Origin of the sequence: Rhodophyticola sp. CCM32, from assembly GCF_004751985.1 — a bacterium.
Classification (GTDB): Bacteria; Pseudomonadota; Alphaproteobacteria; order Rhodobacterales; family Rhodobacteraceae; genus Rhodophyticola.
The window spans coordinates 179,977-204,014 of record NZ_CP038492.1; the positions used below are offsets into that span (position 1 = coordinate 179,977).

Below are 24,038 nucleotides of genomic sequence, written 5' to 3' on the forward strand. Positions count from 1 at the left end.
GACAGATGCCTGCCCGGAGGTATCCCTTGCCATTTGCGTAAATTGGTTATATTTATTTACCAATATGCGATGAAAGGCCTGATATCATGGATATGCCGCTGCCAGACCCCGCCATTCTTGCCCGCAAGGCAGAGCTTGTTGCCCGGCTGTTATCGGTCCTGCCCAAGGATGCGGTGGTCCATGAAGAGACGGGGACGCGGGCCTATGAATGTGATGCGCTGACCGCCTATACCTGCCCGCCTATGGTCGCTGTTCTGCCCGCCTCGACCGGGGAGGTCGCGGCGGTTCTGAAAATATGCCACGAGATGGGGGTGCCGGTGGTGCCGCGCGGGTCGGGCACATCGCTGGCAGGTGGGGCGCTGCCCACGGCGGATTGCGTGATACTGGGTGTCGCACGGCTGAACCAGGTGCTGGACACTGATTACGACAACCGGATCATCCGGGTTCAGTCAGGGCGCACCAATCTGAGTGTGACTGGCGCTGTGGAGGAAGACGGGTTTTTCTACGCGCCCGACCCGTCCAGCCAGCTGGCCTGCGCCATCGCGGGCAATATCGCGATGAATTCCGGGGGCGCGCATTGCCTGAAATACGGGGTCACAACGAATAATCTGCTGGGCGTGACCCTGGTCACGATGGACGGTCAGGTGATGGAGATCGGCGGCGCGCATCTGGATGCGGGCGGCTATGACCTGCTGGGGCTGATCTGCGGGTCCGAGGGGCAGTTGGGCGTGGTGACCGAGGCCACCCTGCGGATCCTGCCCAAGCCCGAGGGCGCGCGGCCGGTGCTGATCGGCTTTGACGATACCGAAGTGGCCGGCGCTTGTGTCGCGGATATCATCAAGGCCGGTGTTCTGCCGGTGGCGATCGAATTCATGGACCGGCTGTGTATCGAGACCACGGATAAGTTTGCCAATGCGGGCTATCCCGATTGCGAGGCGCTGTTGATTGTCGAAGTGGAAGGATCGGATGCGGAGATTGACGAACAGTTGGGGATGATCCTGCACATCGCACGAAAATATGATCCGGTGGAACTGCGCGAGTCCAAATCCGCCGAGGAAAGCGCGAAAATCTGGCTTGGCCGGAAATCTGCCTTTGGCGCTGTCGGGCAGATCAATGATTATATGTGTCTGGACGGCACGATCCCGGTGTCCAGCCTGCCCCATGTCCTGCGCCGGATCGGCGAGATGAGCGTGGAATACGGGCTTCAGGTCGGCAATGTGTTCCATGCGGGTGATGGCAATATGCATCCGCTGATCCTGTTTGATGCCAACAAGCCCGGCGATCTGGAAACCTGCGAGGCCTTCGGGGCGGAGATATTGAAACTCTGTGTGGAGGTCGGCGGCTGTCTGACCGGGGAACATGGGGTGGGGATTGAAAAGCGCGATCTGATGGGGACGCAGTTCACAGCGGAGGATCTGGAACTGCAGATGCAGGTGAAGGATGTGTTTGACCCGGCCTGGCTTTTGAACCCGGCGAAGGTGTTTCCGCTGGAGGCGTCGCAGCCGCGCCGGGATATCGCCGCCTGACGGCGCCTATCCGCGGGGCTTTGCCCCGGGCCCCAGGATATTTACCAAGCAGAGAAGAAGGGCCACGCCTGTGCTGACGCCGACAAGTGAAAGGGAACTGGCCGGGATGGTGGCGGCCGCTGGGGCGCCGTTGCAGGTGCAGGGCGGGGGCACGCGCCCGATCGGGCGCCCGGTGACGGGTGAGGTTCTGTCGCTGGCGGGGTTGCGCGGGATCACGCTTTATGAGCCCGGTGCGCTGACCATCGTGGTGCAGGCGGGCACGCCTTTGGCTGAGGTCGAGGCGGCGCTGGCCGCTGAAAACCAGCGCTTGCCGTTTGAGCCGATGGATCACAGGGCCTTGCTGGGGACTGAAGGCGTGCCCAGCATGGGCGGTGTGGTTGCGGCCAATGTGTCGGGGCCGCGCCGGATTCAGGCCGGGGCCTGCCGCGACAGTCTGATCGGTGTGCGCTTCGTGGATGGCAGCGGCCGGGTGATCAAGAATGGCGGGCGGGTGATGAAGAATGTGACCGGCTATGATCTGGTGAAGCTGATGGCGGGCAGTTACGGCACGCTTGGGGTGCTGACGGAATTGAGCTTCAAGGTGCTGCCGGGCGTGGCGGCAACCGCCTGTGTGTTGCTGAAAGGGCTGGATGACAAGACCGCAGTGGCGGCGATGGCAGCCGCGCTTGGCTCTCCCTATGAGGTATCGGGCGCGGCCCATACGCCTGGCGGGCTGGACGGTGACCCGGTGACCATGATCCGGGTCGAGGGGTTCGCGGCCTCGGTCACCTATCGCGCGGCGCAGTTGCAGGCATTGCTGGCCCGGTTCGAAGCCAGTGCCGAGATCGAGACCGGACTGGCGGCTGAGACCGGCGGCTATGGCACTGATGCGGGCTGGAAATGGGTGCGCGACGTGGACGGGTTTGCCGGACGGGACGGGGATGTCTGGCGGTTGTCGGTGAAACCGTCCGATGCGCCGGGGCTGGTGGCACGGATGGGCGCACGCGATGTGCTTTACGATTGGGGTGGTGGGCTGATCTGGGCCCTAGTGGCGCCGGGCACTGATCTCAGGGCGGTGCTTGGCGCATTTTCGGGCCATGCAACCCTGATCCGCGCAGGTGAGGAAACCCGGGCGACCCTGCCCGTATTCCACCCGGAACCCGCGCCGGTGGCGGCGCTGTCGGCGGGGCTGCGCAAGGAGTTTGACCCCAGGGGCATACTGAACCCGGGGCTTATGGGTTGAGATGGATAAGCATGGCGCCGGTCGCCGGCATGCAACGCTGATCTGAAAGAGCGGGAATGCAGACAAGTTTTACGCCAGAGCAATTGAAAGACCCGGCGACCGAACGGTCGAACGAGATTTTGCGATCCTGCGTGCATTGCGGGTTCTGCACGGCCACCTGCCCCACCTATCAGGTGCTGGGCGATGAGCTGGACAGCCCGAGGGGCCGGATTTATCTGATCAAGGATATGTTGGAGCAGGGGCGCCCGGCAGACAAGAAAACCGTCAAACATCTGGATCGCTGCCTGGGCTGCCTGGCCTGTATGACAACCTGTCCCTCGGGCGTGCATTACATGCATCTGCTGGATCACGCGCGAAGCTATATCGAAGAGACCTATAAACGCCCCTTTACCGATCGGGCCCTGCGCTGGATGCTGGCGCGCATTCTGCCCTATCCCGGCCGGTTCCGTCTGGCGCTGCTTGGCGCCAAAATCGGGCGGCCCTTTGCCTTTCTGATGCCTGATGCCCGGCTGAAGGCGATGCTGCAAATGGCGCCGAAAACCATCCCGCCGGTGTCGCGCAATGACGACCCGCAGGTTTTCCCCGCACAGGGAGAGCGGAAGATGCGGGTGGCATTGATGACCGGATGTGCACAGCAGGCGCTGAATACGGATATCAATGATGCTACGATCCGGCTGCTGACCCGGCTTGGGTGTGAGGTGGTGATTGCCGCCGGGCAGGGCTGCTGCGGGGCGCTGACCCATCACATGGGCAAGACCGCCGAAAGCCATCGGATGGCGGCGCGGAACATCCGGGTCTGGCATGGTGAAATGACCGGGGCGGGGCTGGATGCGGTGGTGATCAATACCTCGGGTTGCGGCACCACGGTCAAGGATTACGGGCATATCTTCCGCAACGATCCTCTGGCGGCAGAAGCAAGCGCGGTTGCCGGGATTGCGATGGATGTGTCCGAGGTGCTGATGAAACTTGATCTGGCAGAGGGCGGCGCGGCGGATATGACGGTTGCCTATCATGCGGCCTGTTCCCTGCAACATGGCCAGCAGATCAAGAGCTTCCCGAAAGACCTGTTGAAACGGGCTGGGTTTAAGGTGGTGGAACCGGCTGACAGCCATCTGTGTTGCGGCTCGGCAGGCACGTATAACCTGATGCAGCCGGAGATTTCGCAGCAGTTGAAAGCCCGCAAGGTGCAGACGCTGGCGGCGAAAAACCCCGATGTCATCGCATCAGGCAATATCGGCTGCATGATGCAGATCGGTGGCGCGATGGAGATCCCGGTTGTGCATACGGTGGAGCTGCTCGACTGGGCGACCGGCGGGCCGAAACCGCCCGCGATGACGGTCGGGAGGGCAGAGATGAAGGTGCCGGTCCTGCGCTGATGCCCTGATGTAAGCCTGATGACATGGGGCGTCTGTGATGCAATCCTGATGTGGATCGGCCCTGTTGCATCCCGTTCGGATTATCCCCTGTCCAGGTCTTGGTGGAGCCTCAATTTCGCCCCACTGGCCTCGTAAATCGCGCCGGGTGAAATCTGTGTGGAGACCCGGTTATGAAGGCTTTTTTGCGTCTGTTTGTGATTGGTCTGGTTCTGGCCCCGGTGCCGATGGCCCGGGCAGAAGGGCAGTTTTTGCCCAGTATCGAACCTGACACAGCCTTGCGTCCGCTTGACACCGCCGATGATCTGCGCGGGTGGGAGGCCGTGGGCCGCCTTGACACCGGCACCGGGTTTTGCACCGCGACGCTGATCGCCCCTGATCTGGTGCTGACCGCCGCCCATTGCCTGTTCGATCAGGAGGCGACCCGTCGCCCCGACAGCGCATTGTCATTCAACGCGGGGCTCAGAAACGGCCGGGCCGTGGCGCAGCGCAGTGTCCGGCAGAGCATCCTGCACCCGGATTACACCTATGGTTCGCCGGAAGAACTGTCGCGGATTCGCAGCGATATGGCGCTGTTGCAATTGGACAGGGCGATCCCCGAACAGACGATTCGGCCTTTGGCCACACGGGGCAGCGTTGAAACCGGGGATCATGTTCAGGTTGTCTCCTACGGGGCGGAGCGTGAGGAGTTTGCCTCGCTTGAGGATGATTGTGAGGTTCTGGCCGATGATCCGGGGGTTCTGGTCCTGTCATGCTCGGTTGTGCAGGGGTCTTCCGGGTCCCCGGTGATGGTGGACCGGGACGGGCAGATGAATGTGGTGTCTGTTGTGTCCGCCACAGCTGATTGGCGCGATGATCCGGTGGCTTTGTCGGCAGAGTTGCAGGGGCAGCTTGTGGTGCTTCTGGACCTGCTTGATCGTTCAAACGCGCAATTCGTCCGGTCCCTGCCGCAGGTGCGCAGCCTGTCAGGTGCCAATGATGGCCGGGAAAGCTCGGGCGCGCGATTTGTGCGGCCCTGACCTGACCGCCGCCTCTTGAAACCGGAAATCCGGCGTCACACATATTGGGTGTCGCGGTGCCCGAACGGGGCTGCGGCGTAACCCCTGGCGGGTCCGGTGATGGACCGCCTGATCAAAATGAGTTGTCGCTCAAACGGAGGATAACGTGATGCGCACTTATGATTTGTCGCCCCTGTACCGGGCTACCGTCGGCTTTGACCGGATGACTGATTTGCTGGACCGCGTGATGACGCAGGATGTGGGCACCAGCACATACCCCCCTTACAATATCGAAAAGACCGGCGAGGATGCCTATCGCATTTCCGTCGCGGTTGCGGGCTTCATTGAGGCAGAACTGACCGTTGAGCAGCGCGAAGCAGAGCTGATCGTTGCCGCGCGGAAGGCCAAGGATGACACCTCGCATACCTATCTGCATCGTGGCATCGCCACGCGGGCGTTCGAGAAACGGTTTCAACTGGCCGATCATGTGCGGGTGACCGGTGCGTCCCATGAACACGGGATGCTGCATATCGAATTGATGCGCGAAGTGCCCGAGGCGCTGAAACCGCGCCAGATTGCGATCACCAGCGCAGGTCCCAGGGCGCTTGACGCAGAGGCTGTCAACGCCGCCTGATACGGCTTTTTTCGGAATGACATTGGCGCAGTCCCCCAAGGGGCTGCGTTTTTCTGCTCCAGCGTCAGGCTGGACTGACCGCAAGCCCGGGTGCCGGAATTCTGCAGAATTCCGTGTGGAAACTCGAGTTTTCCACACGCAGCTAGGGCCCGTGGACAATAAGGATTTCCATTTGCGTTGATTTCTGATTCAGAGTCCCAAACGGGAGGTCTGAATGGACGAGTAGCGGTTTGTGGTGTCGGATGTGTTGTGGCGGCGGCTTGAACCGCATTTGCGGGGTAAGGCCAGCGATTGCGGGGTGACGGCGAAAGACAACAGGCTGTTCCTTGAGGCTGTGTTCTGGCGCGTTCGTACCGGGTCTCCGTGGCGCGATCTGCCGCCAGCCTTCGGCAACTGGAACAGTCAGTTCCGGCGGTTTCGCCGCTGGGCTAAGACGGGCGTTTTCGAGAGTCTTTTCAACGTGCTGAGTGATGATCGCGACCTCGAATACGCGCTCATCGATGGCACGATTGTTCAGGTTCACCAAAAGCCGACCGGCGCAAAAGGGGGACTCAAGCTCAGGCCATTGGGCGCTCGCGCGGCGGGTTGACGACCAAGATCGTGGCGCTGGTGGACGCGCTTGGAAACTTGATCCGGTTTCTGCTGCTGCCGGGGCAGGCGCACGATATGAAGGGCGTTGCCCCGCTGATCCGCGATGTCTCTTTTGACGCGCTGCTGGCGGACAAAGCGTTCGACGCCGACTGGCTGCTCAAAGACCTTGATACGCGTGGCGCGACTGCTGTGATCCCGCCGTAGGCCATGGGCCCCGACTTTCGACGGGATACAGGCGCGAGCGATGAAAACGCTCTCCTGAATTACGGTTACACTGTCTTACGGGCCGCGACGGCGCGGGCCGTCGTCGCGGCAGGCTTGCACCCGACTATCGGTCCATTCATCATCGGCCCGAGTACGTGAAGAGCCGCAAGACATTTGGAGAATGGGAAGGTGACTTGATGATCTTTGAGAAGAAGACGGGCAAGATGAATGTCGCTTCCTTGGTCGAGCGCAAGACCCGCTTCGCTATCCTGTTCCTCAACAACGACCGCAGCTCGACACACTTCGTCAACAAGCTGATGGATGTGATGGAACCCCTGCCCCAGCCTGCAAGGCGCTCGATCACCTTCGACCGCGGCTTCGAGTTCCGCGCGTGGCGCAAGCTGAAGTCGGGCATCGGGACCGAAAGCTGGTTTTGCGATCCGCAAGCACCCTGGCAAAAAGGTTCGGTCGAGAACCTGAATAAACGCGCGCGCCGATATCTACCCCGAGACACCCAGCTCGCGGCGCTCTCAAATCGCAATATGAACGCGATTTGCGACCGCCTGAACGGCACACCCAGAAAGTGCCTCGGATGGCGCACCCCGACCGAGGCGTTCAGAGAAGAGATGATGAAACTGAGATAGAGGATACCGTCGCAACGACCCTTGAGCCACCAGGAATGAGCAGCGCAAGCTTCTACAAATGGCGCGCCAAGTTTGGCGGCATGGATGCGTCTTTGATGTCTGAGATGAAGGATATGGCGGAGGAGAACCGCCAGCGGAAGTAGTAAATCCCGTGTCTTGATGGGCTTAGATAGGATGACAGCATCATAGGGCGTGTGTCCCACTTTGTGTCACACCCGACCGATCAGCCGCTAACCCTATGATTTAGAGCGTTTTGCGTTTAATTGGTTCCATATCCTGCGGCTTTGAAGAAGTTGAAGCCTTCTTCGTCCGTGAAGAGATCGCACACTTGACCGACCGCGTTCCATAACGCGTCATATGTTCTTGCTGCGGCTTTTCGGATCAGCGTTTTGAGCTTTGAGAAAGCCATCTCTATGGGGTTGAGATCGGGCGAGTATGGCGGCAAGAACAAGAACCACGCACCGACATCGCGCAACATTTCGGCGGCCCGCGCACTTTTGTGGCTGGAAAGGTTGTCCAGGATGATCACGTCCCCCTTGCTCAGGGTCGGTGCGAGTTGGGTTTCGACGTAGGTATCGAATGTCACGCGGTTCATGGCACCGTCGATGACCCATGGCGCGTCCAGCCTGTTATGTCGCAACGCCGCGACAAAGGTTTGCGTGCGCCAGTGCCCGAAAGGCGCGTGATCGACCAGCCGCTGACCGCGCGGTGCCCAGCCGGTCGTCTTGGCCATGTTGGTTTTCAGCCAGGTTTCGTCAATGAAGCCAATACGTTCCAGCATATGTGCCATGAACGGCTGGCTGTGTGTGATCCAGATATGCCTTTGCCGGGCAACCTTGGCACGCTTCTGCTCAAGAGCTTGCAGGTCTTTTTTTATGCGTCAGCCCGAGCCGCTGAAAAAGTCGCCAGACCGAGCTAAAGCACCCTGCCTTAAACTTGACTCACAAATACCCTGCCACGCTTCGCGTTCCCGGGACATTTGTGATGTGCGATGTCTCAGGTTTAAGGCAGCATGCTGTAGGAGCGACAGACACGCCGCGCTCTGCCTGTAAACGCGCCGCCATTTCGTCAAGCGTGATCTCGCCTTTGGCGTCCACCTGCGCGCGCACCCAATCTTTGTGAGGCGTCAGCTTGCCGATACCGCGATGACCCTGGCGTGTCGGCGCAAGCGATCCCGTCCCGCGCTTCAGCTTGACCATGTCATTGACGAATTTGACGGAAACGTCGAACCGCGTCGCCGCTGAGTGATGCGTGTTACCTGCCTCGACATGCGCAACAACACGTTGCCGAAGCTCCATCGGATGAGGTTTCCCCATAAAGACCGCCCTTGTTGTTTGAAAACAAGGAATCACGGTTCAAACCATTTGGGAATCCCGAATCCAATCAGGCGCAAAACGCTCTAGAATGAAATGGAGGCGAGTACCGGAATCGAACCGGTGTACACGGATTTGCAATCCGCTGCGTAACCACTCCGCCAACTCGCCGACTTAAGGCTTTCGCGACTGTCAAAGGCGCATCAGCACATAGGTTGTTTTATACATTTACGACCTATCCTCGTTCTGTTGTAAGCGCAAGGCCGAGTAGCAGAAAGATCGCCGTTGGCTATTGCCGTGTCGGTGTTTGGCGCAACAGGGAAATCAGATGCGGTCACCGCGACTTCGAGAAAATCAGAAACCTCAATATCATCCTCCGGCTCGGCGTAAGATGGCACAAAACGCGGATCACGTAGCCATTTGTGGATCAGATTGGCATTCATCGAATACCGACGCGCAACCTGCGCAACCGAAACGCCGGGAGCCCGCGTCTGGTCGCAAATGGATTGCTTCTCATCATCCGACCAGAAACGCTTCTTTTGGCCCTTCTTGCCCGACATGGAGTGCCCCAAGATGTCCACTATCGATGGTGGACAATATCACCGCATCCTATGCCGCGTCAGAGCAGGCAAACCGGACGGATACGATTGAGCTGCCTGGTTTCGAAATCAACGGGCGACAGCATGCCGTTGTTGGTGTGCTTGCGTTTTGCGTTGTAGAACATCTCTATGTAGAGCCGATAGAGCTTCTTGTGGTTCATGATCATTCCCTTGCGCTCCAGCATCCCGGCTTCCTGTTCCTTGATCATCCCGATGATCTGCACCTCGGTAAAACGGCTCTTTCTCATTCGTTTGCTCCTTCGAAAGGTTGACCAAACTCTACATCAGAACGAGGGAAGTATCGGGGGCAAGTCATATTCCGCGATGTTTGGACAGTTTCTGATGCGATTAAAGATACTCTTTGCACCTGCTGAGGGCAGCGAGAAATGGCTATTCGTGGCTGAAATGCCCTTGAACATCAAAGCTTAGCAGCGTATCCCCGCCGATGGAGACGTGGCCGAGTGGTCGAAGGCGCTCCCCTGCTAAGGGAGTAGGCGAGGAATCGTCTCGAGGGTTCGAATCCCTTCGTCTCCGCCACCCACCATTTTCATTCAATTCTGTTGGTACTCATTCAACCCCTTATGGGGCTGTTTTTGCTGGTTTATCTGCATTCGTTGTTGCTTTTGGTTTCTCTTCGATTAGACTCGTTTCTATTCATTGCGTGGTAGGAATCGTGGTATCTTGATGGCTGCTCTGAGCGGAAAGCTGACGAAGAATTTGGTCCGAACCCTCGGCCCCGGTCGTCATGGTGATGGGAGCGGGTTGTACCTCGTGGTCGATCCAACTGGCGCACGACGCTGGATCGTACGTGTCACAGTGAAGGGCCAACGTAACCGCGAAGGCAAGCCTTTGCGAACTGACTTCGGGTTAGGCGGTGCGGATGTCGTGACCCTCAACGAAGCGCGAGACCGGGCCCTGGAGTATCGCCGCCTCGCAAAGAAAGGCATCAATCCACGCTACAATGGACGCCAAGAAATCCCCTGCTTCGAGGAGATCGCGCGGCAAGTCCACATCGAGCGCCTTCCGACATGGAAGAACCCCAAGCACGGCCAGCAATGGATCAATACGCTGGCCGAGTATGCCTTCCCCAAGATCGGACGCTTGCCAGTGTCGGAGGTCGGTCAGCCCGAAGTGCTACAAGTCCTGCTGCCGGTTTGGACAGAGAAACATGAAACAGCCAAACGCCTCGCTCAGCGGATCAAAGCCGTGCTGGACGTGGCGAAGTCCAAGGGGTTTCGAGATGGCGAGAACCCCGTGACAACGATCCGGGACGCGCGCGTTTTGCCGCAAGTCAAACAGAAGGTACAACACCACAAGGCAATGCACTGGAAAGACGTTCCAGACTTTTACGCCGAGCTGGCAACGAAAGAGGCCATGGCAGCAAAGGCGCTGATGTTCACTTGCTTAACAGCCAGTCGCACGAGCGAGGTTTTGCATGCCCGCTGGGAAGAGATTGATTTCGACGAGAGGCTATGGACTGTCCCGGCAGAGCGCATGAAAGCAGACCAGGAGCATCGCGTTCCGCTTACCGCAGCGATGCTGGCGGTTATCGAGCCGTTGAAGGCTCTGAAATCGGAAGTCGTATTCGAAGGTCAGAAACGCCACAAGCCAATGAGCAACATGGCAATGCTGATGTTGCTGCGTAGGATGAAGATGGAAGGTATTACTGTCCATGGGTTTAGGTCCACCTTTCGGGACTGGGCTGCGGAACAAGCCGGGGTGTCGCGTGAGGTCGCCGAGCTTAGCCTTGCACACACAGTCGGTTCAGACGTTGAGCGCGCCTATGCGCGGTCCGACCTGTTGGAAAAGCGTCGACAGTTGATGGAAAGGTGGTGCGATCATGTTGCCTCGTGAAATTTGGGAGAACGGGCGCAAATTGAAATTACCAGCGCTGAGACACGGTGCCTCAAATCATGACTACATCATGTATCGTGCCGCCCGCGAGATAACGGGTTGCCTAGAGAAATGGCTTAGAGTTCCGTTGGACTACCAAGAGACCTATTTGCCAGCGGCATTGATGTTAAATTCATACGAAGGGCCGGTTTGGATGCACTCCGATCAAGGGCAGGAAATCGGTGACATCCGTAAGGTCATCAAGCAAACGCGGACGGCTAGGACGTTGGTCAAACAAGCCGTGCGTCTCGAACGTGCTGGCGCTAACGATGCGTCGGATGCCGAATTGGCGCGCGCGCTTTGTCGCATGAAGGAGCTTCCATCTCCGGTCTCACTGTGGGTTGACAATGCAGCCTGCAAGTCTCCTTTAGAATGGGCGGATTTACTTGAGCTTATCGATGTTCTCTTCTCTGAATACGCCAAGGAGCGTGAGGGGAAATCCGGGCATCAAAGAGCACGAACTGTTGCAATCGTAGTGCGGGCTCTATTTGAGGTCCACTCTGACGAACGCATTACTCTTGGCGTAACGGAGCAGGTTCCCGAAGGTGATTTTGGTAAGTGTGCGCAAGAGATTTTCTCTCGGGCAGGTATTCCAGTTAACTTCTACCGTTACGCGCGGGAGGCTCAAAAACTTGCGCGCGACGACCATCAGCTGAAAAAATACATCGATATCCTTGAAGAGCATTATGTTGAAGAGCCTCCTGCTCCAGCGGGGCCAATCATTTATGAAGTTCGCTAACAGAACTCCCAGTCTCCCCAACAAAAGTGTGCCTCAAGAACGCTCGTTTGGCTCTCAAGGTATCGCCTGAATGCTTGTTCACGGGAAGCGTCTTGGCGCGGCGCGCGATGTCCTCGAACCGGACAGGCATGTAGCCCCAGACATCGACCCCGGCATTCACGCTGTTGCGTGAGCCGCGCCAGTTGTTGTGGACATGGCCGAAGATCTGGAGCGCGTCGCGACGGGCGTGGTTCCAGGTGATCATCGGGTAATGGCAGAGTGTATGCGCCTGGTTCTGGGGTCCGTCACGCACCTCGGCCAGATGCGTAACGCTGGTCCACGGCAGGGCCTGCGTCGGTTCCAGGTCATGGTTGCCAACAATGAGGTGCTTTTCCGCGCCGGGCAGTTTGTCGAAGAGCTTGCGCAGCCAGTCGGTGTCCTTGGCTTTTGGCCCATGAGCAAAATCGCCGATGATCCAAAGCGCATCTTTGGGTCCGATCATTGCCCAGAGGTTTTGCATCAGAACCGCGTCCATGTGATTGGCCGACCGAAAGGGGCGGCCACAGAACTTGATGACGTTCTCATGCCCGAAATGCGGGTCTGCGGTGTACCAGTTGGTCATGTCTTCATCTCCATCGGTTGATGGCGGCGGCCTCAAGAGCGGTTGCGGAGATGGCACGATCATCAAAGGCGAACAGCGCGATGCCGCCCGCCATATGTGCGAGCGTTAAATCAGGGTGATATGTTTGCGCTTCATGATCATGTGCGCCTCATAGCGGGTTCTTTTGCGTCTGGCTATCCATGATTACAGGTCCATGTCCGAGGCTTCGACCTCCTGGCCGGTCAGGGCTTCCACAATTTGCCGATCAAGCTCCGCCATATGCTGACGGCCGAGTTCATAATCGACCAGCGAAAAGCCGATGAGAGTGCTGCCGGGCTCGCCACGATAAGTGACAGTGAAGGTGGCGAGGCAGCCCGTTTTGATCTCTTCATCGCGCGGATAGGCGAAGCGGTAAGACACGTCATTGCGATAGTGGCGGGAGTTGCCGCACAGCTCGTAAGTCGTCCGGATGGTGCGCTCCCGACCCATCTCGGTGCGGGTTTCCTCATGGATCAGTTCGCCGAGTGCATCCAGATCCTCAATGAAGCCTTCGGTGCTCCAGGCATAGGTCAGCGTCATGGTGCGCCCATCAATCTCGACGCGGGACGGAGGACCATAGAGCCCCTCGATCTGCGCCTTCAGTTCCAGCGGCTCAGGCAGCTCGTCGCTTGGCTGGCGCATGGAGCGGTGGATCGCCATAGGGCGTTGTTCCATCACATCGGACGACAGGGTGGCTGTCACCTGATCCTGATCTGCGCCAGTAAGCCTGCCATTGACACCAACATCGCCGCTTCGGCTGAACTGCTGGTATGTGAATTCAAACACGTTGCCGTCAGGGGATTGTACCCGCAGAACTTCGCTCTCGCTCGTTGGGGCAGCGTCGCTGCGTTCTGCGTAGACGGCCAGAACGTCATTGAGCGGGTCTCCGGGTTGGAGGCCGAGGATTTCGTATGGATAGGGACGGGCTTCTGGTGCAGGCAATGCTGTCAGCGCGTCTTCTGCTGCGACAGGCAGCGCTATCGAGGCCAGAGCCACTCCAAGTGTCAGCGATGTGCGGATCATGCGACGGCCTTTCTTTTGAATGCATAGGGGGACTGGTCGCCGGTAAAGGGTTCCAAGCGCTGACCGTCCAAGGCCCATTCGACCTCGTGGGTAAGGCGTTGTACCGCATTCCAGGCGGCAAGAGCATCGCGATAGCGGGCGAAACCGGGCCTGTCGGGCTTGCACGCGAGCGATGAGACGAAATGTGCGATATCGCCGTTGAGGATCTGATCGGAGATTGCTTCGGCCCAAGGTAGCTCCGATTGGAACACAGAGTGATAGCCGAAAGCTGTTCGGGTTTCGGCAGCTTCACCGGCACCGTTTCTGCATCCAGTGATCAGGCACATCAGGTCTTCGGGCGTTCCAAGATACTGATCGATGCCTTCAACAATGCACTTGGCCTCAAACGGGCTGATAGCAGGGGCAATGATGAGATCAGCTAAACCAAGCGCCGCGAGTTGCGGTTCATCCAGCCGAGCCTTTGTGTCGATCAGAAGAACATCAATGCCACGGGCATCAGCAGCGGCGGCGCTGTCCTCGACCTCATCGCGTGTTCTGCATTCGATCAGCTCCAGTTGCGGTGGGCGGATTTTGCAGGCCGCCATTTGCATCATCCAGTTTTGCAAGGTCGAGGGTTGGCGACCTTTTGGGTTGGTCCCCGCCTGATCAGTGCAATCCATCACCGCGACGGGCTTACCCTGCGCCAGAAAGCCAGACGCAAGCGCCATCGTTGCAATCGTGCGGCCAGAGCCGCCCTTGTTGGCAAACATCACAATGGTCTTCATCGGAACCTCAATCTGCAAAATACATAATATAGTAGATAACATTAAAGTATGTAATTTCCAATGGTCTGTTGCATGGATATGCGCAAACTAGTTGGAAATAATTTTGCACGCCTTCGGCGTAAGAAGGGCTTAACGCAGGAGCAAGTTGAAGAGCGTTCAGGCTTCAGTCAGCAGTATCTAAGCGGCCTAGAGCGAGGTAGGCGTAATCCTACTGTGATCACCTTGTATGAGTTAGCGCAAGCACTAGGGGTCAGTCATGTCGATTTAGTCAAGCCTGACTGAGATAGAAGCTACTTTAGAAATCGCTAACTGTTGATTCGATGTCGCCAATTGGAACACGTGCTGTCAGGGTCTTTGACAGACGTGACCGAAAAGGATCTTGTCCATTCCTCAGGAATAGTGTTCAAGTGTTGCGGAGCGCCAATGCTCATTTGGATGGCAAAACCATGATCAGTAACCTGCGAGCGATTGACTTATATTCTGGCGTCGGCGGCTGGTCACTTGGTCTACGTCTTGCTGGTATAGATGTCATTTCTTCTTATGAGCTCTGGGGGCCAGCGAACGAGACGAACTTTAAGAACAATGCCCATCAAGCGCAAACGGTGGACATTCGTAGGCTTTCACTGGATGATCTTCCGCCCGATATAGATATTGTGGTTGGCAGCCCGCCTTGCACCCAATTTTCGTTCAGTAACCGCGGAGGTGGGGGGAACCTTGAGGATGGTCTAAGAGACATAAAGAAGTTCCTAGCGATTGTAGACCATCTCAAACCTCGGTTTTGGGCGATGGAAAACGTCCCGAGAGTTTCAAAGATCATTGATGCTGAGCTCGAGCTAGGCGGAAAGCTGGCAGAATTTCGTCATCTCGGATGCGCAACGCATATTGTGGATATGTCGGAATACGGCTTGCCGCAGCGCCGCCGCCGTTGCATTGCCGGAAATTTCGACTTCAAGAAGCTGCAAGCTTACCGCACCGAAGTGAAGACCCATACACTGGGTGACGTCATTGCCGCACTCTCCGCTGAGCCAGTTGCTGATCCACTTTTTGGAGTTTCCGTGCCAAGAGAAGAGCTATCCGATCATGTTAAGGAGGACGTCCTGAGCGAGGAAGAAGTCAGAATAAATCGAGCCAATAAGACTACGCACGTCATATACAACGCCATGCCTTTTCCAGACGCACTCGATCGGTCCGTCCGAACCATTACGGCTACGTGTACTCGTGTCTCTCGCGAAAGTGTTGTCATTCCTGCCGAAGGGTCGCCAACCGATTTTCGGCGATTGACGCTGCGAGAGCGCGCTTGTTTGCAAGGCTTCCCGATCACTTTTCAGTTCTATGGATCATCGTACAGTCAGAAGCTTCGTATGATAGGCAATGCAGTCCCACCTGCATTCTCGTATTTGATGGGGAAGGTATTAAATGATCAGGAAATTGATGATGATCTGGACTTGAAGACCGCGTCGCGCGGTCTGACACGGCCCAAACCAATACCAATTGATACACCTCCCGATCGAGTAGGTGCGCGCTATCCAGCAAACAGATCCTTTCGCTTTGCAGTGCCAAGTTTGCAACTGAAGAGCGGTGTTCGGTTTGAGTTGCGTAACGATACTTCTGCAGATTTTGTCAGCTGGCAGGTATATTTTTATTTTGGTACCTCTAAGCAGATCAAAAGCCTTCAGTTGGACTCAGATCTTTACCACCATATGATAGAATCCATGACTGATGAGTTGGCTAACACAGTTTCATCGGTAACATGTTCAGCGTTAACCTTTGCCCGATCGGCTGATATCGCCAACATGCAAACCGTTTGGACGCACAAGGGGCCAGGCGGTACACGTCCGTTCATGTTGCTGGATGCTCTCGACGAAGCGGGTTCGCTACTGATTGAAAGTTTGATCCCTTATGAGGAAGAAGCCAAAGGTTTGGTAGATGCCGCTCTCCTTCAGCAACACCCGGATGCTAGCGAGGAGCTTCCTGGTGTGGCAAAACTTCATCGCAACTCGGTTTTGATCATAGCGGGTTTGCTTCTGGGGTCTTCATTGAACCCTGTACTTGCACAAAAGAGCCGCCCTCCTGCATTTCACACGAAAGCAAACAAAAGTTAAGCCTTGCCCGAACCAGTAGGCGTTCATCCATCGTGTAACGCTACATGTTCAAACGACGTTGCCTCGACTTTCCATCCACTATCTGGCGATGAAAACATCTCGGGGTATGGTGCCATAATTATATGTGGCGAGTATTCTGCTTTGCTGGTTTGTTCTCTGTCAACGAGATAGAGTGCGTATTCTTGGCCAAATTCCCTGGCGGTGGCAATTTCATTTCGGGACCAATGAAAGAGCTTTGTCACCCCATGCGACTTCACCTCAATGAAAAGGTCATGGTTTAATGAACCCTCGGACGCGAAGGAAAGGATGTCGTAGCCTGCCGCGACATCATCGATCGATATTCGTCGTATCTGGTCCCGGAGTGGATGTTTGCTCAGACGCCTGCGCTCAAACTCGAGCACCCACTTTTCGGCTGCTTCGCCGTGATGTGCTTGTCTCTCCAAGTCAGCTGCCAAACGCGCCGCAGACTTTGATCGACGTGGAAGCTTTCGATTGGCATTAGTTGCTTCAGCAAGGAAAAGGTGTTGGTGTTCTATGACTACTGTCCAATAACGAGCTGCAAAACTACTACGGGTTGCAATTCCAAATTCGGTAATCCAGAGGCCAAGGCCATCTTCCAACGAAGGAAGCGTCATCGAGTCAATTCTGAATTCACCGGAGGTAGACTCACGCTTGAGGCATGACCAAGCATTGTCTCTAGTTATTCGTGCCGCTAAGTCTTGTGCTAGCTGTGCGACGATTGCGTTAGACCAGTCTTTTGTCTGGGGTTTGGCAACCTCAAGGCTTGAGGGGCCAGCTTGCCTAACCATTCCGTAGCTTGAGAGCTTTGCAATTGTGTTCCTGGCGCGAGACCAGGAAATCGGGCTTGTTGCGGCAAGATCGAAGAGCAGTGCCTCTCCATCAACGGGAGAACTGCGCTTGGCCAGCAACTCGATCAATCTGATCGTGTCGCTTGCCGAAAGTAGGCCATCACTTGGTCTTACGGTGCTCATAACTCTCAAAAATCATGCGAAGATCTGCCTGGTCATTGTCTTCGGCTGCTGTCAAAAGTGGGATGTCGTCGGCGTCAACAAGTTCAGCCAAACGTTGTTCTTTGATTGTTAGCCTTGCATCAATATCCTTATCTACCGAGGCTGGGGTCACTAAATGATGGTAGGTCACGGTGCGACCTCCTAAAGGGTTGTATCTATGAATACGGTCCTTCGACTGAATAAAGCGCCCAGCATTAAAGTCACGATCGAAATAAATGGCAGTTCGGCAGGCTTTGTGGAGAGAGATCGATTCACCAACAGCTTGGGGATTCGCGATCAGAACCGCCTTCCCGGAAGTTGAGTGGAAACGATCAATTATCTCTTCTCGAGTGCCGATTTCAGGAGGTGCATCACCTTCTCGATCCGCAACCGGAGTCGCGCCGGTCAATACTTCGACGAATGGCGCATAGCTCGACAAGCCTTGCTTCAGGAGTTCGAGGTTTCCCAAGAAATAAGACCAGATCAGCACCTTGCCTTGTTCATTCAATACCGACTTTACTAAACTGCGGCATACGTCAAGTCGGGCAAGGTTTGTGTCTGCGACAAACCGGTTAACAAGGTCTGCGACTTCGAGTTCAGCAACGTTTAAATCTCCGGTGCCCCCTGTATCGAAGATACCTTCCTCTTGTTCTAGGGGGCGGAGAAGCAATTCCGGATTCACTACAGCTTGCCGCAGTCGAATTAGTCTAGCGCGAAGTCGGATACCCGCAGACGAATCTTCAAAGTGCTGTCCCAGATGCGGCACGATCCGCTTTTCAAGGGTGCGATAAATTTTTTCGTGATCCCCAATCATAGGAACTTCGACCCTTTTCTCTTCAACTTTTGGAAGAGAGAGGTCGGTTTTTCGTATGCGAGTGTAGTACGGTTGTATTCGCTTCTTGAGTTCAGTGACGGCACCAGGCATCGAGCCATCGGTCATGGCTTTAAGCGTTGCCGGAGGAAATCCGGCCACGTTGCGATTTGGGTAAATGAATCGGAAAAGATTTGATAAATCCTCGTAACCATTCGGAGCAGGTGTTCCGGTGAGCACGACACGCGACCTCGCTAGTGGTGCTAACCTCAGGGCGGCGGCAGCTTGCTGACCGTCGCTGCTCTTGATGTAGTGAGCTTCATCCAGAACGACCATGGCGCGAGTACCGACATGTTGAAGAAAGGTAGTTATCTCCTCCTCCATGTTCGCGAGCGTCTGATATGTTGTGAGCGTTAGCTCCGTAGTTCTCGAGGCAACAGATATGCCTCGAAGATGTTCGATACGAGCGTCCATCGATATCTGTCCAGATATTCTCTTGGCTAACGCGCTACGTTGAAAAATTGCTGCAAACTCATCCTCCCAAGCTTTGAAAGAAGACAGTGGCCCGACAATTAGCAGGCGATCAACCGACTTAGCATCATCGAGCCCCAAACTGCTCAAATACGCATAGGCTGCGTATACAACTGAGGTCTTACCGGCTCCGGGAACTGAAAAATTGCAAGCATTTTGAGAAAACGCTAGATGAAAAGCTGAAAGCAATTGCTTGCGATAGAACACACGGCCTGGGCACTTTTCCTCAACGATCTCAACAAATCGCCGAAAATCAGAAGTGTCGATCTGTGCTTCCCATATTTCCTTTGCTTTTCGGGAGAACTCGTCAAATAGAGCCTCTTCGGATTCCACGCTTCGCACTGCATCCGACACATGCTCACCAGTTTCGATGTTGATCTTTAGTTTATCAAACAGTCTCGCAATGGTTCGATATAGGGTCGTTAGCTCTGTGGAAGATGTTGGAACATGAATTACTCCTGCCTCATCAACGAAGCCGTTGGCTTGTCGTGTGAAAGCAGCAAGAAGCGGGTGACGCACCGCCTGGCCAACATCATGAATGGCCAACACTTCATCTTCAGTATTATACTCGATGGTGGCCATTCATCCGCCCTAAAACTTTATTTCTTAGATTGGCGATCAAAACGTTTCTTGATCTCCCAGATTAGTCTTCCTATCTCGACCGCTAATCCTTCATTTTCCGGAGAGTTAAGCAGTCCGTCTGCTTCAATATCAATTTTCTCAAGTTGATCTTTAGCACGCTTCAGGTGCTCTCCAGGCATCAGATCGTCAGTGGCCAAGCCCAGTTTATAGCTGGCTTGGCCGAAATTACCTTTCATGGCGTCTTGAACTTTTTCACACCATACTCTGTCGCGTGCACGTGCCGCATCCAATCTTGAGGCGTAAGCGTCAGGATCCTCTTGTATAAAAGATCTAAGGTCGCCGAGATCCATAGTGACAGGGTCAACCTCCGCCGCATGACTATCGCGAAAGCGCTCCCAGATGTCCTTGTTAGCAAAGAAGTTCTTTCCTTTGCTGTTGTGCGAAATCTCTCTGTACACCTTTTTTGCGTCGGCGAATTGACCATAGCGGATGAAGTCAAACTGTATCAGCTTTAACTGAAGCGGATCGATCTCCTGATCATAGGGCCATGGAATTTTCAGGTCACCTGCCTCTAAGCGTCGCAAATCCGCATATAGGTCAACGAACATCCCTTCTTTGGTGCCATCGGTGTCCTTGAGCATCAGATAGAGCTTTGGACAGCCAATATGCTCCAAATAATCATCCATGAGTTGCATGATCCCTAGGAGCTTCTTTGTGTACCCAGGGCGTTCGCCCATCAGCGTGTCAATCTCTCTCTCGTCGATGTTCAGATCATCGTGGAGGCGGCGAGCATGGAGGTATTTTTGAAGCGGCCCATACTCGACTTTTGCGTCTTCACCCAGTTGATACTGAGTCTCAAGTCGAACAATCTCGGTCTGATTGTCCGCATACGCATGAGGAAGAATAATTGCATCGAAATACTGTTTTTCCTTTTTGCCCTTGGGCGCTTCTTCTAGCCTCCTCAGCAGCATTGCTCGCCGATTGCCATCGATTATTACACCGTCAAGACTGACAATTCCTGGCCTCTGTTGTCCCTTTGCAGCCAAGTCAGTGAGGGTCGTCTTGTTTCGCCCCTTATTCGACTCCCAAAGGAACGCTCCAATCTTTGCATGAAGTTCATCATCGTATGCGTCATACGGAGCAGAATTTTCTTGCTCCCAAGTCAACATTTCGGCTTCGATCCTGCCGTTGTGCCGATTATAGATCAGGAAATCGAGGTCAATTCTGTAGACATCAAAACTCTGCGTTTCGTTCATGTAGTAGAGTTTTTGTTTGCCTTGGCTTTCTTCTTCAGAGGCCTTTACCTCCGATAGCTTTTTTTTTCGGATATCTGTCGAAAGAACCATCTAGCCCCCAGAAAATTCACAAAATGAAAGCGGCAACGAAGCTTATGCTGCGCACTCAGCAACTTAGACGTGAGCTCAAGGATTGCCCAGTGGTTTATCTCGCAAAGAGCACTGTTTCCCTCTAAGGTGAAGCTCCATTGGTCGTCTGAGGTAGCCAATCGATTTGCTCCGCATGTTGACGGTACTGTATTCTGCGTGAGGGACGGGCTGTGGTATTTTCTGTGGTATGTTTCGAGATTCAAGGGATAATATTGTTTTATATCAGAATATTAAGTGAATAATAGGAATCCTTCGTCTCCGCCACAAAAAATCAATAAAATCAAGATATTAATCTGCACCCCTTCGGGGTTGGTATATCCTAAGAAAAGCGCAGATCGGGCGCTGGGGTACGCTCAGGGGTAGAATTTTTATAGTATTATTGCCACACCTAATGTGCGTGCGATTCTGGCGGTTTGACCACAGATATGCCGGGGTAGCTCGGTGATAGCAGCGCGCCATTGGCAACGGCGGGGTCGATAGCCCTTTCGCCCTAACGGCACCTCTCTAACGCCGACGCAAATTAGTATCCTCAAAACTGTTGGCTTTTTCCGAAGTGGGTTGTCTCTATTCGGAAAGCTTCATAATGGGCTACAACCTTATGGCATTACGTGTCAGTTCCATATATCGCTGGTAAGACGCATTTTTGAGAAAAGGATATTGTTTTATGGAAGTTTCACAGGTTGTGCAGTTGTCAGAATGGTTGGAGGAAAACCTCTCTGATGTGATGCCAAAGTTCACGGCATTGGTGGCTGTGCTGCAGAACAATTCACAGCAGCCAAGCCAACAGCCTGTAACGCAACCGCTTAAAGAACTGTCGCGAGCACTTGCAGACATGCAGACGTCTGAACTTTCCACGTTGCAGCTAGGCGTTTTGGAAAACCTAGAAGTGGCAAAGCTCGTCGGCAAGCAAGGGAAAGCTTGGATCAACCATCGCGTTAGGGCTACTACTTACGACCCCGCCACGACTTTCCAAACGGTCCAGCAAGGCCAACAAAAACTACAGGAAGCGCAACGCCTGTTGAAGGCGTTCCAGACTTCAGCCGGACAGGTGGGTTTTTCTGACGCCGACAAAGTAGATGCCCCGACACCTTATGTCTTCAACGTTGTTTTCCAAGAAAATGCCGCTATCGAAAACGTGCGTGACTGGAAGAAAACAGCGACAGATTGGGAACTCATCATCAGCGGTGTAACCGCCGTCGCTGGCGAAAAGCCCGAAGACGTAGCCGTTGTTGGTGCGCAGAATGGGTCCATAATCTACACTCTCAGTGCGACTCCAATCGTCACCAAAATTCTAGCAACGGTTTCCAAACATATTGCGAGCATAGCCAATGACTATTTGGATTTTCAGCTAAAGAGGGAAGAACTTCGCCGGTCTCAAATGATGTCCGATGCGATTGAAAAAGACCTTAAAAGGCAAGAGGATGAACGGCGCGCGAGCGGCAAAGCCACTATTCTCGAGGCTATTAAGGAGATCGCACCCAGTGCAAAGCCTGAGGAAATTGCCAAGCTCGAAAAAGCCGTGGATCGTCACATCAAATTCTCTGAGGACGGCGGCGATGTGGATTTTGTTTTGCCACCCGAACTTGATGCAGAAGATGAAGACTATGACGAAGACTTGGCGCAAACCGTCGATGACGTTCGGGAGTTGATCCAAGACTACCGATCAGAGGTCCAGAAGACGAAACTTCTGACGTATGTTGAAGATGAAGATGAAGACGAAGTTTGACGGGATTACAATTTGCTCGCACAGCAAGTTTTGCCGTAAGCATTCGGAGACTCAACCTCCAGCGCTAGACCAGAGGCGGCAGGATTAGGCCGGATCAAAAGCTGGGAAGCCGAAACCATCACTTCCGACCCGGCCCGCGCACAAGGGGCATGGGTTCCCTTGTGGATCAGCGCTTGGGGGAAAATCCGCATAAACATAGCGGAGGACCACTTCAATGCGGGAGGATCAGAAAGGCTTTCGGGTTCATTGGCCCTATTGGTATATGTGGGCGTCCCTGGCTCTGAACAATCCAGGCACTCACCCACTCGACACCACGCGTTTTCGGGCGTCACGCGTGGCGAGGGCGCTATCGATATGCCAGTTGAGCATGGTGTTCAAAAGGTCCTGCTTGACTGCTGCTGCTTCAGGAACGTCCCAGAGGTTTTGCACCTCTCTCGGATCTGATCTCAGGTCGAAAAGCTGCCCGTAGTCCTGTCCCTGAAAATGTACCAGCTTATGAGTTTTGGAGCGGATCATGGTGAAAAACGTGGTGCCCGTCAGATTCACATCGCCGCCTTGTTCACAATAGACATGGTCGCGACCGGCGAAGGCGTCGCCCTCAAGCGCGGGATTCAGCGTTTCAGCCTCGAAACTGGCATCGGGTGTGACGCCCGCCCATTCCAAAATGGTGGGGCCTAGATCGAAGAGCTGCACCAGCTCCTCAACCTCGCGCCCGCCCTCAATGCGACCTAGTGCCGAGATGATCAGCGGCACACGCGTGACCTCTTCATAGCCGGACCATTTCTGGCTGAGCCCGTGATCGCCCAGACAATCGCCATGATCCGAGGTGAAGATCAGGATCGTATTGTCCAGCCGCCCGCGCGCCTCAAGCGCGTCGAGAATATCGCCGATCTCACGGTCGATCATCTCGACATTGGCATAGTAATAGGCGCGCATCCGATGCAGTTCGTCGCGTGTCGGGTTCAGTTTCCAACTGACGGAGTCATGATCGACCTCGACGTCATGGATCCGTTTTTCCTTCAGCGGCGGCGGTAGCGCGTCCATCTCTTCATCGGTGACAACCGGCAAAGGCACATCGCGCGCCATGTACTTCTCGGCGTAATCCGGGGTTGGGTCATAGGGCGGATGGGGTCCGGGAAAGCCGACAACCAGAAAGAGCGGCTTTTCAACGGGCTTCGTCTCCAACCACCAGCGCGTCATGCCGCCTACAAAATTATCCGACTGCAGGTTGGGCGGCAGATCCCATGTGAAGGCCCCAAGGCGGTCCTTGTAATCTGGAAATTCGCGGTATTTTTCGCGCTGCTGTTTCACCAGACCATGGGCCGCCAGCGCCCTGTCCCATTCATCCAGAAAATACCGCCCCTCCATATACCGATCCTTGTTTTCAACGACAAAGCGTTCGTCAAAGCCGGCGGGTGCCAGATAGGGGATCGTGTGCATCTTGCCGATATTGACGGTTTGATAGCCAGCCTCTTGCAGGTCTGAAACCCACGTGCGCTCCCACGCCTGCCCATTGGCCAAGACGCCATTGGTATGCGGATAGTAGCCCGAGAACAGCGAGGCGCGCGATGGCACGCAGCTTGGCGCCGTCACATGACAGTTCGAGAATGTCACGCCCCGTTCGGCCAGACGGTCCAGATTGGGCGTATCCATATGGCTTGCGCCAAGCGCGCGGATCGTGTCGTAGCGTTGCTGATCGGTGACGATCATCACGATATCGGGTTTGTCAGACAAATCTCTCTCCCCGGC

General features: G+C 55.3%; 22 protein-coding genes, 2 tRNA genes and 3 pseudogenes. 15 read left to right on the forward strand and 12 right to left on the reverse strand.

Annotation, left to right across the window (positions count from 1 at the left end):
- Positions 1–86 precede the first annotated feature (86 nt).
- The 9 genes and pseudogenes from E2K80_RS00870 to E2K80_RS00915 all read left to right on the forward strand — a co-directional run.
- Entirely contained in the window at positions 87–1,526 is a 1,440-nt protein-coding gene (locus tag E2K80_RS00870; RefSeq protein ID WP_135371887.1) for an FAD-linked oxidase C-terminal domain-containing protein, read from the forward strand.
- Positions 1,527–1,599: 73 nt separating this feature from the next.
- Entirely contained in the window at positions 1,600–2,748 is a 1,149-nt protein-coding gene (locus E2K80_RS00875) for an FAD-binding protein (RefSeq protein WP_135376425.1), read from the forward strand.
- Positions 2,749–2,804: 56 nt separating this feature from the next.
- Positions 2,805–4,124 (forward strand): glycolate oxidase subunit GlcF, encoded by a 1,320-nt coding sequence (glcF, locus tag E2K80_RS00880; RefSeq protein ID WP_135371889.1) that lies wholly within the window; start codon positions 2,805–2,807, stop codon positions 4,122–4,124.
- A gap of 170 nt (positions 4,125–4,294) precedes the next feature.
- On the forward strand, positions 4,295–5,140 hold the full coding sequence (locus tag E2K80_RS00885) for a trypsin-like serine peptidase (protein ID WP_238475604.1): 846 nt from the start codon (positions 4,295–4,297) through the stop codon (positions 5,138–5,140).
- Between the two features lie 148 nt (positions 5,141–5,288).
- Positions 5,289–5,753 (forward strand): Hsp20 family protein, encoded by a 465-nt coding sequence (locus E2K80_RS00890; RefSeq protein WP_135371891.1) that lies wholly within the window; start codon positions 5,289–5,291, stop codon positions 5,751–5,753.
- A 232-nt stretch (positions 5,754–5,985) separates the two neighbouring features.
- Positions 5,986–6,542: pseudogene (locus E2K80_RS19360) on the forward strand (IS5 family transposase); the annotation flags it as partial.
- 9 nt (positions 6,543–6,551) lie between these two features.
- The gene (locus E2K80_RS00905; protein ID WP_238475605.1) at positions 6,552–6,707 is read left to right on the forward strand and encodes a CRISPR-associated endonuclease Cas1; all 156 of its coding nucleotides are present in this window, start codon (positions 6,552–6,554) and stop codon (positions 6,705–6,707) included.
- Positions 6,641–7,192: pseudogene (locus E2K80_RS00910) on the forward strand (IS30 family transposase); the annotation flags it as partial. The gene E2K80_RS00905 and the pseudogene E2K80_RS00910, both read left to right, overlap by 67 nt.
- 32 nt (positions 7,193–7,224) lie before the next feature.
- Positions 7,225–7,332, forward strand: a pseudogene (locus E2K80_RS00915) (transposase); the annotation flags it as partial.
- Between the two features lie 119 nt (positions 7,333–7,451).
- On the opposite strand, the gene E2K80_RS00920 reads toward E2K80_RS00915, so the two are convergent.
- The 5 genes from E2K80_RS00920 to E2K80_RS00940 all read right to left on the reverse strand — a co-directional run bounded on the left by E2K80_RS00920 (position 7,452) and on the right by E2K80_RS00940 (position 9,352).
- Positions 7,452–8,069 (reverse strand): IS630 family transposase, encoded by a 618-nt coding sequence (locus E2K80_RS00920; protein WP_135371897.1) that lies wholly within the window; start codon positions 8,067–8,069, stop codon positions 7,452–7,454.
- A 64-nt stretch (positions 8,070–8,133) separates the two neighbouring features.
- On the reverse strand, positions 8,134–8,508 hold the full coding sequence (locus tag E2K80_RS00925; protein ID WP_135371899.1) for a transposase: 375 nt from the start codon (positions 8,506–8,508) through the stop codon (positions 8,134–8,136).
- A 94-nt stretch (positions 8,509–8,602) separates the two neighbouring features.
- Positions 8,603–8,676: transfer RNA gene (locus E2K80_RS00930), tRNA-Cys, on the reverse strand.
- Between the two features lie 32 nt (positions 8,677–8,708).
- Positions 8,709–9,065, reverse strand: a complete 357-nt coding sequence (locus E2K80_RS19365; RefSeq protein ID WP_238475606.1) for a transposase — start codon at positions 9,063–9,065, stop codon at positions 8,709–8,711.
- Positions 9,066–9,124: 59 nt separating this feature from the next.
- Positions 9,125–9,352, reverse strand: coding sequence for a hypothetical protein (locus E2K80_RS00940; protein ID WP_135371901.1), 228 nt, complete (start codon positions 9,350–9,352; stop codon positions 9,125–9,127).
- Between the two features lie 199 nt (positions 9,353–9,551).
- On the opposite strand from E2K80_RS00940, the gene E2K80_RS00945 reads away from it, so the two are divergent.
- The 3 genes from E2K80_RS00945 to E2K80_RS00955 all read left to right on the forward strand — a co-directional run bounded on the left by E2K80_RS00945 (position 9,552) and on the right by E2K80_RS00955 (position 11,736).
- Positions 9,552–9,641, forward strand: a tRNA-Ser gene (locus tag E2K80_RS00945).
- Between the two features lie 147 nt (positions 9,642–9,788).
- On the forward strand, positions 9,789–10,958 hold the full coding sequence (locus E2K80_RS00950) for a tyrosine-type recombinase/integrase (RefSeq protein ID WP_135376427.1): 1,170 nt from the start codon (positions 9,789–9,791) through the stop codon (positions 10,956–10,958).
- A complete protein-coding gene (locus E2K80_RS00955) occupies positions 10,945–11,736 on the forward strand; it encodes a hypothetical protein (protein ID WP_135371903.1) in 792 nt (263 codons plus the stop codon). Before E2K80_RS00950 ends, E2K80_RS00955 begins: the two co-directional genes overlap by 14 nt.
- Here the strand turns inward: E2K80_RS00955 and E2K80_RS00960 are convergent.
- The 3 genes from E2K80_RS00960 to E2K80_RS00970 all read right to left on the reverse strand — a co-directional run bounded on the left by E2K80_RS00960 (position 11,717) and on the right by E2K80_RS00970 (position 14,142).
- Positions 11,717–12,337 carry a metallophosphoesterase gene (locus E2K80_RS00960; RefSeq protein ID WP_238475607.1) on the reverse strand — a complete coding sequence of 207 codons (621 nt, stop codon included), beginning with the start codon at positions 12,335–12,337 and terminating at the stop codon, positions 11,717–11,719. The two genes, E2K80_RS00955 and E2K80_RS00960, sit on opposite strands and share 20 nt — an antisense overlap.
- A gap of 183 nt (positions 12,338–12,520) precedes the next feature.
- Complete coding sequence (locus E2K80_RS00965; RefSeq protein WP_135371905.1) at positions 12,521–13,378, reverse strand: hypothetical protein; 858 nt, start codon at positions 13,376–13,378, stop codon at positions 12,521–12,523.
- Positions 13,375–14,142 (reverse strand): ParA family protein, encoded by a 768-nt coding sequence (locus tag E2K80_RS00970; protein ID WP_168193060.1) that lies wholly within the window; start codon positions 14,140–14,142, stop codon positions 13,375–13,377. Before E2K80_RS00970 ends, E2K80_RS00965 begins: the two co-directional genes overlap by 4 nt.
- 78 nt (positions 14,143–14,220) lie before the next feature.
- On the opposite strand from E2K80_RS00970, the gene E2K80_RS00975 reads away from it, so the two are divergent.
- The gene (locus E2K80_RS00975; protein WP_238475746.1) at positions 14,221–14,424 is read left to right on the forward strand and encodes a helix-turn-helix domain-containing protein; all 204 of its coding nucleotides are present in this window, start codon (positions 14,221–14,223) and stop codon (positions 14,422–14,424) included.
- Between the two features lie 164 nt (positions 14,425–14,588).
- On the forward strand, positions 14,589–16,244 hold the full coding sequence (locus tag E2K80_RS00980) for a DNA cytosine methyltransferase (RefSeq protein ID WP_168193061.1): 1,656 nt from the start codon (positions 14,589–14,591) through the stop codon (positions 16,242–16,244).
- A 23-nt stretch (positions 16,245–16,267) separates the two neighbouring features.
- Here the strand turns inward: E2K80_RS00980 and E2K80_RS00985 are convergent, their stop codons facing one another.
- The 3 genes from E2K80_RS00985 to E2K80_RS00995 are packed head-to-tail and all read right to left on the reverse strand — an operon-like array spanning position 16,268 to position 20,524.
- Complete coding sequence (locus E2K80_RS00985; RefSeq protein WP_135371913.1) at positions 16,268–17,236, reverse strand: DUF3883 domain-containing protein; 969 nt, start codon at positions 17,234–17,236, stop codon at positions 16,268–16,270.
- Positions 17,214–19,178 (reverse strand): SNF2-related protein, encoded by a 1,965-nt coding sequence (locus E2K80_RS00990; RefSeq protein ID WP_135371915.1) that lies wholly within the window; start codon positions 19,176–19,178, stop codon positions 17,214–17,216. The genes E2K80_RS00985 and E2K80_RS00990 overlap by 23 nt, the downstream gene beginning before the upstream one ends.
- A 17-nt stretch (positions 19,179–19,195) precedes the next feature.
- The gene (locus E2K80_RS00995; protein WP_135371917.1) at positions 19,196–20,524 is read right to left on the reverse strand and encodes a hypothetical protein; all 1,329 of its coding nucleotides are present in this window, start codon (positions 20,522–20,524) and stop codon (positions 19,196–19,198) included.
- A gap of 703 nt (positions 20,525–21,227) precedes the next feature.
- Between E2K80_RS00995 and E2K80_RS01000 the strand changes: the two genes are divergently transcribed.
- On the forward strand, positions 21,228–22,289 hold the full coding sequence (locus tag E2K80_RS01000; protein WP_135371919.1) for a hypothetical protein: 1,062 nt from the start codon (positions 21,228–21,230) through the stop codon (positions 22,287–22,289).
- Positions 22,290–22,586: 297 nt separating this feature from the next.
- On the opposite strand, the gene E2K80_RS01005 is transcribed toward E2K80_RS01000, so the two are convergent.
- On the reverse strand, positions 22,587–24,023 hold the full coding sequence (locus E2K80_RS01005; RefSeq protein ID WP_135371921.1) for a sulfatase family protein: 1,437 nt from the start codon (positions 24,021–24,023) through the stop codon (positions 22,587–22,589).
- Between the last annotated feature and the right edge of the window lie 15 nt (positions 24,024–24,038).

What these genes read in the sequence shown, in the direction of transcription:
- E2K80_RS00870 (WP_135371887.1), top strand. Translation starts at nt 87, where the DNA reads ATGGATATGCCGCTGCCAGACCCCGCCATTCTTGCCCGCAAGGCAGAG.
- glcF (WP_135371889.1), top strand. Translation starts at nt 2,805, where the DNA reads ATGCAGACAAGTTTTACGCCAGAGCAATTGAAAGACCCGGCGACCGAA.
- E2K80_RS00885 (WP_238475604.1), top strand. Translation starts at nt 4,295, where the DNA reads ATGAAGGCTTTTTTGCGTCTGTTTGTGATTGGTCTGGTTCTGGCCCCG.
- E2K80_RS00890 (WP_135371891.1), top strand. Translation starts at nt 5,289, where the DNA reads ATGCGCACTTATGATTTGTCGCCCCTGTACCGGGCTACCGTCGGCTTT.
- E2K80_RS00905 (WP_238475605.1), top strand. Translation starts at nt 6,552, where the DNA reads ATGGGCCCCGACTTTCGACGGGATACAGGCGCGAGCGATGAAAACGCT.
- E2K80_RS00925 (WP_135371899.1), bottom strand. Translation starts at nt 8,508, where the DNA reads ATGGGGAAACCTCATCCGATGGAGCTTCGGCAACGTGTTGTTGCGCAT.
- E2K80_RS19365 (WP_238475606.1), bottom strand. Translation starts at nt 9,065, where the DNA reads ATGTCGGGCAAGAAGGGCCAAAAGAAGCGTTTCTGGTCGGATGATGAG.
- E2K80_RS00940 (WP_135371901.1), bottom strand. Translation starts at nt 9,352, where the DNA reads ATGAGAAAGAGCCGTTTTACCGAGGTGCAGATCATCGGGATGATCAAG.
- E2K80_RS00950 (WP_135376427.1), top strand. Translation starts at nt 9,789, where the DNA reads ATGGCTGCTCTGAGCGGAAAGCTGACGAAGAATTTGGTCCGAACCCTC.
- E2K80_RS00955 (WP_135371903.1), top strand. Translation starts at nt 10,945, where the DNA reads ATGTTGCCTCGTGAAATTTGGGAGAACGGGCGCAAATTGAAATTACCA.
- E2K80_RS00960 (WP_238475607.1), bottom strand. Translation starts at nt 12,337, where the DNA reads ATGACCAACTGGTACACCGCAGACCCGCATTTCGGGCATGAGAACGTC.
- E2K80_RS00965 (WP_135371905.1), bottom strand. Translation starts at nt 13,378, where the DNA reads ATGATCCGCACATCGCTGACACTTGGAGTGGCTCTGGCCTCGATAGCG.
- E2K80_RS00970 (WP_168193060.1), bottom strand. Translation starts at nt 14,142, where the DNA reads ATGAAGACCATTGTGATGTTTGCCAACAAGGGCGGCTCTGGCCGCACG.
- E2K80_RS00975 (WP_238475746.1), top strand. Translation starts at nt 14,221, where the DNA reads ATGCGCAAACTAGTTGGAAATAATTTTGCACGCCTTCGGCGTAAGAAG.
- E2K80_RS00980 (WP_168193061.1), top strand. Translation starts at nt 14,589, where the DNA reads ATGATCAGTAACCTGCGAGCGATTGACTTATATTCTGGCGTCGGCGGC.
- E2K80_RS00985 (WP_135371913.1), bottom strand. Translation starts at nt 17,236, where the DNA reads ATGAGCACCGTAAGACCAAGTGATGGCCTACTTTCGGCAAGCGACACG.
- E2K80_RS00990 (WP_135371915.1), bottom strand. Translation starts at nt 19,178, where the DNA reads ATGGCCACCATCGAGTATAATACTGAAGATGAAGTGTTGGCCATTCAT.
- E2K80_RS00995 (WP_135371917.1), bottom strand. Translation starts at nt 20,524, where the DNA reads ATGGTTCTTTCGACAGATATCCGAAAAAAAAAGCTATCGGAGGTAAAG.
- E2K80_RS01000 (WP_135371919.1), top strand. Translation starts at nt 21,228, where the DNA reads ATGGAAGTTTCACAGGTTGTGCAGTTGTCAGAATGGTTGGAGGAAAAC.